Consider the following 7,589-nt stretch of genomic DNA (forward strand, 5'->3'; position numbering starts at 1 on the left):
AATTACTCCCCTTGACCAGCAGCGGCAGCAGGAGCAGCAGCGGAACCGGCGGGTTTGGCGTTATCAGCGTCCTTGACCTTGACTTCGATGCCCGGCTTGATGAATTGCAGGCCTTCGGTGATCACACGGTCACCGGCGTTCAGGCCTTTTTCCACCAGCCAGTAGGCGCCGGTAGTGCGGTTGGCCACCAGTACACGTTGCTCGACCTTGTTGTCCTTGTTCACCACCAGCGCGGTCGGGATGCCCTTCAGGTCGCGGGTCACGCCTTGCTGTGGTGCCAGGATGGCCTTGCTGTTCACACCGGCTTGCAACTGCGCGTGGACGAACATGCCCGGCAGCAGGGTGTGGTCAGGGTTCGGGAACACGGCCCGCAGGGTCACGGAACCGGTGGTTTCGTCGACCGAGACTTCGGAGAATTCCAGCTTGCCTTCCACGCCGTAGGCGGTGCCGTCTTCCAGGGTCAGCTTGACCTTGGCCGCGTTTTCGCCGGCTTTTTCCAGTTGGCCGCTTTCCAGGTCGCGACGCAGTTTCAGCATCTCGGCAGAGGACTGCGTGACGTCGACGTAGATCGGGTCCAGTTGCTGGATCACTGCCATGGCGTCGGTCTGGCCGTTGCTGACCAGCGCGCCTTCGGTGACCGAAGAGCGACCGATACGCCCGGAGATCGGGGCAAACACCTTGGTGTAGCGCACGTTGATCTGGGCAGTTTGCACGTTGGCTTCAGAGGTCATGCGGTTGGACACGGCGGTGTCGTATTCCTGGCGGCTGACGGCCTGCTCATCGACCAACTGCTTGTAGCGATCGGCAATTGATTTGGTCTGGGCGAGGTTGGCCTGGGCGCTTTTCAGCGAGGCGTCATACACCGACGGATCGATCTGATAGAGCTGCTGGCCTTCCTTGACGTCGCCCCCTTCCTTGAACAGACGCTTGAGAATGATGCCGTTGACCTGAGGGCGAACCTCGGCAATGCGGTAGGCCGTGGTGCGGCCTGGCAGCTCGGATGTCAGGGTAAAGGCTTGAGGTTGAATAGTGACCACGCCGACCTGAGGGGTTTGAGCGGGCGGAGCCGCTTCTTCCTTTTTACATCCGCTGAGCAGCGATGCCAGGGCGACGGCAGTAACCAGGGCGGTAACAGCTGGCTTAAGTTGCATGAAGATCCTCGGGTCAGGCGCGCAGAGTGCGCACAAGAAGTGTGGAAGGGTAAAAAACAGGCACTGAGTGGATAAGTAGCTTGCTACGCAATATACTTACGTTCATGGTTGTTTGTAAACTCTTGACAGGCTTCGCGGAATGTTGACAAAGCAGCGTCCAAAGCCTCGATTCTAGTACGTTCGGCGCCCTTGACGGCGTCGTCCCACAATTATTCAGATGGTCGTTAGCGGCGGTTGAGTCTGCGTTACCGATCACCCCAAGTCTCCTGATTGAGGTTTTACTGCCATGGTTCGTCGTACCAAAGAGGAAGCTCAGGAAACGCGCAGCCAGATTCTTGAAGCGGCCGAGCAGGCCTTCTACGAGCGCGGGGTTGCGCGTACCACGCTGGCGGATATTGCCGCGCTGGCAGGCGTGACACGTGGTGCCATCTACTGGCATTTCAGCAACAAGGCCGACCTGGTGCAGGCGATGCTCGATACGCTGCACGAGCCGCTGGATGAATTGGCCAGGGCCAGTGAGAGCGAGGACGAGGTCGATCCGCTGGGTTGCATGCGCAAGCTGCTGATTCATCTGTTCCATCAAGTGGCCCTGGACCCTAAGACCCGGCGCATCAATGAGATTTTGTTTCATAAGTGCGAATTCACCGATGAAATGTGTGATCTGCGCCGTCAGCGCCAGACCGCCAGCCTCGAATGCAACCTGCGCATCGGGCTGACCTTGCGTAACGCGGTCCATCGCGGGCAGCTTCCGGAGAATCTCGACACCGTACGTGCCGCGGTGTGCATGCACGCCTATATCGACGGAATTCTCGGCCAGTGGCTGCTGGTGCCCGACAGTTTCCAGTTGGCCCAGGACGCAGAGCGCTGGGTCGATATCGCGTTGGACATGCTGCGCTTGAGCCCTGGTCTGCGCAATTAAGACAAAATGCGTAATTGCGACCAGTTGTGTCAACAATAAACACCGGGGTGGTCAATCAGGCTTTTCCCTGATTTTGTGGGGTGACGTTATATACGGGCTGGCGGGCGGTTGATAGGTAGTTGGCTAAGTATTTTGTAGCAATATTGTTGCAAGGCTGTGAAGGAATGTTTCCCGCACCATCTGTAGGAGCGAGCTTGCTCGCGAAGATCGTCAACGATAACGCAGGCATTCTGGATTAAAGCGTCGCCTGGGCGTTTTTCGCGAGCAAGCTCGCTCCTACAGGGAATGTTTCCCGCCGCCCATAAAAAAGCCCCGGCTCTCGCAAGTCGGGGCTTTTTCGTTTCAGCAGATCAGAGTGCCAGGGTCGGGTAGTCGATGTAGCCGACCGGGCCTTTGGCGTAGAAAGTCTCTGGATGTGCTTCGTTCAGCGGTGCATCGGCCTTCAGGCGAGCCGGCAGGTCCGGGTTGGCGATGAACGGCACGCCGAATGCCACGGCGTCAGCCTTGCCCGAAGCCAGCCACGCGTTGGCGCTGTCCTTGGTGAAGCGTTCGTTGGCGATGTACGGGCCACCGAAGGCGGCTTTCAGTTGTGGGCCGAGGCTGTCGCCCGCTTCCTTTTCACGGGAGCAGATGAACGCGATGCCACGCTTGCCCAGCTCTTTGGCGACGTAGGTGAAGGTTTCCGACAGGTTGGCGTCGCCCATGTCGTGTGCGTCGGCGCGTGGTGCCAGGTGCACACCGACGCGACCGGCGCCCCAGACTTCAATCACGGCGTCAGTGACTTCGAGCAGCAAGCGTGCGCGGTTTTCCAGGGAGCCGCCGTAGTTGTCGGTGCGCTGGTTGGTGCTGCTTTGCAGGAACTGGTCGAGCAGGTAGCCGTTCGCGCCGTGGACTTCCACGCCGTCAAAACCGGCGGCCTTGGCATTCTCGGCACCTACGCGGTAGGCGTCGACGATATCGGCGATTTCAGCGACTTCCAGGGCGCGCGGGGTAGGGTAGTCGGCCAGTGGACGCACCAGGCTGACGTGGCCCTTGGCTGCGATGGCGCTTGGGGCAACCGGTGCTTCGCCGTCCAGGTACGACTCGTGGGAGATCCGGCCCACGTGCCACAGTTGCAGGAAGATCTTGCCGCCTGCACCGTGCACGGCCTTGGTCACATTGGCCCAGCCGCGAACCTGGTCGTTGGACCAGATGCCCGGGGTGTCCGGGTAACCCACGCCCATTGGCGTTACGGAGGTGGCTTCGCTGAGGATCAGCCCGGCGGAAGCGCGTTGGACGTAGTACTCAGCCATCAGCGCATTGGGCACGCGACCGGCGTCGGCACGGCAGCGGGTCAGCGGCGCCATGATGATGCGGTTCGACAGTTCCAGGTCGCCCAGTTTGATCGGATCGAAAATAGTCGTCATGGGATAACACCCTTCTCTTTAGTTGATCAGTTAGTCGCGGGGGCCAGGTCGGCATCGCCGGTCTGACGGAAAGTAATCAGGGTCACCAGCAGCGCGAGCACGGCCAGTGCAGCAGCGGCCAGGGGCACGCTGGTCAGGCCGAAGCCGTGGGCAATCACGCTGCCGCCCACCCAGGCGCCGAGGGCGTTGCCGATGTTGAAGGCGCCGATGTTCAAGGTGGACACCAGGTTCGGTGCGGCCTTGCCGAAGGTCACCACGTTGATTTGCAGTGCCGGTACGGCGGCAAACGAGGCGGTTGCCCAGAGGAACAGGGTGATTTCAGTCGGGATCACGGCGACGCTGGTCCAGGTCAGTACGGTGGACACCACCGCCATGCTGATGAACACGCCGATCAGGGTGGCAGCCAGGCGCTTGTCTGCCAGCTTGCCGCCGATGATGTTGCCGACGGTCAGGCCCAGGCCGATCAGCAGCAGGGTCCAGGTCACGCCTTTGGGCGAAACACCGGTGACGTCCCCCAGCAGCGGCGCGACGTAGGTGAAGAGGGTGAACATCGACGCAGCGAACAGCGCGGTCATGCTCAGCGACAGCCAGATGCCGGCGCCTTTGAGTGCTCTGAGCTCGGCGCGCATGTCGAGTTTTTCCTCGTCACGCTTGGCCGGCAGGAAGCGGATCAGGCCGATCAGGGCGATCACCCCAATCACCGTCACGGCCCAGAAGGTCGAGCGCCAGCCGGCTTCCTGACCCAGCGCGGTGCCCAGCGGTACGCCGAGCACGTTGGCCAGGGTCAGGCCGGTGAACATCAGCGCCACGGCCGAAGCACGCTTGTTGGCCGGCACCAGGTTGGCGGCGACCACCGATCCGATACCGAAGAAGGCGCCGTGGCACAGCGCGGTGACCACACGGGCAAACATCAGCACGTTGTAGTCGCTGGCCAGGGCGCAGAGCAGGTTGCCGATGATGAAGATGCCCATCAACGCTACCAGGGCGGCCTTGCGCGGCAGCTTGGCGGTGGCCAGTGCCATGAAGGGGGCACCGATGGCCACGCCCAGGGCGTAGCCGGTCACCAGCCAGCCGGCGCCGGGAATCGATACACCGAGGTCGGCCGCCACATCGGGCAACAGGCCCATGATGACGAACTCGGTGGTACCGATGGCGAAGGCGCTTAAGGCCAGGATGAGTAGCGAGAGAGGCATTGATGGGTCCTTGTTACAGCGGTGCGCTGAGTTCTTCGGTGAGCGCTTTGAGGAAGGCTTGGATCACGTCCTCATTGCGTTTGAAAAAGTGCCATTGGCCGGCCTTCTGGCTGCTGATCAGCCCCGCCCGTTGCAGGTTCGCCAGGTGCGCCGACACGGTGGACTGAGACAGCCCGCAGCGCTGGTCGATCTGCCCGGCGCAAATGCCGTATTCGTGGTTGTGCAGCTGCTCGGGGAATTGCACTTTCGGGTCTTTCAGCCAGTTGAGGATGTCTCGCCGTACTGGGTGCGCCAGGGCTTTTATTATTTCGTCGAGGTCGATGGACATGGCAGTGATGCTCGGTTTTGTAAAACGTTATATCGCGATGAGGCGAACTTTAAATCGTTGTATCCCGATATACCAATATGATTTTGGTCTTAAACCAGATTGAATCGGTATATCGGGTTATAACGATACGTTGACGGCAGTGCTAGACTGCGCGCCATGAATTATCTCGCACATCTGCACCTCGGCGGCCAACTTCCTGCTCAATTGCTTGGCAGCCTGTATGGCGACTTTGTTAAAGGTCGCCTGCAAGGCCAGTTCAGCCCGCAAATCGAGTCGGCGATTCAGTTGCATCGCTCAATCGATCGCTACACCGACAGTCATCCGCTGATCGGGCAGGCGCTGTCGCGCTTCACCCTGACCCGGCGCCGCTATGCCGGGATTGTCCTCGATGTGTTTTTCGACCACTGCCTGGCGCGGGACTGGGCGTTATATGCCGATCAGCCGCTGGAGCGATTTACCTCTGAGGTTTACCGGGTGCTCGCCGAAGAACCGGCATTGCCGGGGCGGCTGGCGCAGATTGCGCCGTACATGGCGGCGGATGACTGGCTGGGTTCGTACCGCGAATTTGCGGTGATGGAACAGGTACTTCGAGGAATTGGCCGACGCCTGACACGGCCCGAAGAACTGGGCCATGCCATGCAGGAATTACGAGCGCTGTACGAGCCGTTGAGCGAGGATTTTCGGGTGTTTTACCCAGAATTGCAGCGGTTCTCAAATAGCCAGTTGGCAATACAACTATAAATGTGGGAGCGGGCTTGCTCGCGAAAGCGGTGGGTCAGCTAATGAATCTGCTGACTGATGCACCGCCTTCGCGAGCAAGCCCGCTCCCACATTTTTCACCGTGCTCGCTTCAGGCCGCGAATGCTGGCCGCGCTGGCATTTGCTCAGCTTCTGGAAGGGGGCCAAACAACGCCTTCTGCACCGCCTGCTGCGCCTGGAACGCCAGCGCCGCACGTTCCTGCCCGGCGCAGGCAATCGGCTTGAGCAGATGGATTTCCACGTCGCCCTGGTCATTGCCGAACAAACGCATCAAGTGCGAGAGCAAATCATCGTCGCCAATAAACGGTGCCAGCGGGTCGATGTGGCCATCGCGCAGATAACGAATCGCCACCGGTTGCAGCGACACATCGGCATCAATCGCACTGGCCAGTAACCGTCCGTGGAACGTACGCAGGGCGCGGCCGTCGGTGGTGGTGCCTTCCGGGAACATCAACAGCGGGTGTTGTTGTTCCAGATGACGCGTCATCTGTTTGCGAATCAACTGGCTGTCCCCCGAACCTCGGCGGATGAACAGGCTGCCTGCCTTGGCGGCCAACCAGCCCGCCACCGGCCAGGTGCGCACCTCGGCCTTGGACAGGAACGACATCGGCGCCACCATCCCCAGCAGCGGGATATCGGTCCACGATACGTGGTTGCTGACCCACAGCATCGACTGTTGCGGCAACTCACCGTGAACGGTCACGCGAAAGGGCAGGGCGTTGGTCAGCCGTGCCATGAAAAAACGCGACCAGCGCTGCCGGCGCACCATCGAGTTGGCCACGCCCAGACGTTCAAACACGCCAAACACACTGGCCATGGTCAAACCCAGGGCCACCACCACCAGCACGCGGGCAATTCGCCCGTACACCCGAAGGCGGCTCATCACATGGCTGCCTTGAAGTGGCGGGCATACCGCGGGCACAGCTCGTCGCGCTTGAGCAGGATGAACACGTCGGCCACCTGGAAGTCTTCGTCCCAGCAGGGTTCGCCGCAAATCTTTGCACCCAGGCGCATGTAGGCCTTGAGCAAGGGGGGCATTTCGGCGATGACGTTGGATGGCAGGTCCAGTGCCGGCAGCGGCTTTTTCGGCTCGGCCCGCAGGTGTTCGTTGCACAGGTAGCGTTCGCGCAGGCGCTGCATGATGGCGTGGGCCTGGATGCCGCCGTCGTGCATCGGGATGCTCGCGCAGCCCATCAGGTAGCTGTAGCCGCCCTGGTTGAGGACTTCGGCCAACTCGCCCCACAACACGGCGATGGTGCCGCCGTTGCGGTAGGCGGGGTCGACGCAGGTGCGGCCGATTTCCAGGATGGGGCCTTTGAGGTGCAGCAGGCCGTGGAGGCTGAATTCTTCTTCGCTGTAGAAGCGGCCCAGGGTGGTGGCGGCCTGGTGGTCGAGCAAACGGGTGGTGGCGACGAGTCGACCGCTGTTCAAATCCCGCACGCCGATGTGGCTGCAGTGAACATCATAGTCATCCATGTCCAGGCCCAGTTCAGCGCCTTTCAGCTTGGCGTTGAATTCGCCGCTGAACACGTTGAACCGCAGGGCCTGGGCTTCCTGCAAAGCCTGGGCGCCGATCAGGCGTTCGGCTTGCAGGCGGCGTTCATTGCCGGTGTCGCTGATGCGGGCGATCTGAGTCATGGCGAGTCTCCGAGTGCCGGCCAGGGTTACGGCCGGTCGACTTGTTTGTGCCATGTCAGGCTATGTAGGGCCGGTGTCATCTCCATGAAGTTACGGTGACGCTTAGATGACAGGCGTTTCGCCGGTGGGTTGCTAGGTTGTTTGTGTACATATCCGTTGCTGCGGTAACGGCTGCCTATGGTTCCGCTCTTACAG

At 60.9% G+C, this 7,589-nt stretch carries 8 protein-coding genes; 2 read left to right on the forward strand and 6 right to left on the reverse strand.

The window, feature by feature from the left end:
* Positions 1–2 precede the first annotated feature (2 nt).
* Positions 3–1,151, reverse strand: coding sequence for an efflux RND transporter periplasmic adaptor subunit (locus HX805_RS29280; protein ID WP_003219800.1), 1,149 nt, complete (start codon positions 1,149–1,151; stop codon positions 3–5).
* A gap of 286 nt (positions 1,152–1,437) precedes the next feature.
* On the opposite strand from HX805_RS29280, the gene HX805_RS29285 reads away from it, so the two are divergent.
* Entirely contained in the window at positions 1,438–2,070 is a 633-nt protein-coding gene (locus HX805_RS29285; RefSeq protein ID WP_003219798.1) for a TetR family transcriptional regulator, read from the forward strand.
* Between the two features lie 350 nt (positions 2,071–2,420).
* On the opposite strand, the gene HX805_RS29290 is transcribed toward HX805_RS29285, so the two are convergent.
* The 3 genes from HX805_RS29290 to HX805_RS29300 are packed head-to-tail and all read right to left on the reverse strand — an operon-like array spanning position 2,421 to position 4,997.
* Positions 2,421–3,476 carry an alkene reductase gene (locus HX805_RS29290; RefSeq protein WP_003219797.1) on the reverse strand — a complete coding sequence of 352 codons (1,056 nt, stop codon included), beginning with the start codon at positions 3,474–3,476 and terminating at the stop codon, positions 2,421–2,423.
* Between the two features lie 26 nt (positions 3,477–3,502).
* Complete coding sequence (locus HX805_RS29295) at positions 3,503–4,669, reverse strand: MFS transporter (protein WP_003219795.1); 1,167 nt, start codon at positions 4,667–4,669, stop codon at positions 3,503–3,505.
* A 13-nt stretch (positions 4,670–4,682) separates the two neighbouring features.
* Entirely contained in the window at positions 4,683–4,997 is a 315-nt protein-coding gene (locus HX805_RS29300; RefSeq protein WP_003219793.1) for a helix-turn-helix transcriptional regulator, read from the reverse strand.
* Between the two features lie 156 nt (positions 4,998–5,153).
* Between HX805_RS29300 and HX805_RS29305 the strand changes: the two genes are divergently transcribed.
* A complete protein-coding gene (locus HX805_RS29305) occupies positions 5,154–5,738 on the forward strand; it encodes an ACP phosphodiesterase (RefSeq protein WP_003219791.1) in 585 nt (194 codons plus the stop codon).
* Between the two features lie 109 nt (positions 5,739–5,847).
* On the opposite strand, the gene HX805_RS29310 is transcribed toward HX805_RS29305, so the two are convergent.
* Both HX805_RS29310 and olsB read right to left on the reverse strand, forming a co-directional pair.
* Positions 5,848–6,639, reverse strand: a complete 792-nt coding sequence (locus tag HX805_RS29310; protein ID WP_003219789.1) for a lysophospholipid acyltransferase family protein — start codon at positions 6,637–6,639, stop codon at positions 5,848–5,850.
* A complete protein-coding gene (gene olsB, locus HX805_RS29315) occupies positions 6,639–7,394 on the reverse strand; it encodes an L-ornithine N(alpha)-acyltransferase (protein ID WP_008431132.1) in 756 nt (251 codons plus the stop codon). Before olsB ends, HX805_RS29310 begins: the two co-directional genes overlap by 1 nt.
* Positions 7,395–7,589: the final 195 nt, after the last annotated feature.

Source organism: Pseudomonas sp. G5001 (genome assembly GCF_013385475.1).
Lineage (GTDB): Bacteria > Pseudomonadota > Gammaproteobacteria > Pseudomonadales > Pseudomonadaceae > Aquipseudomonas.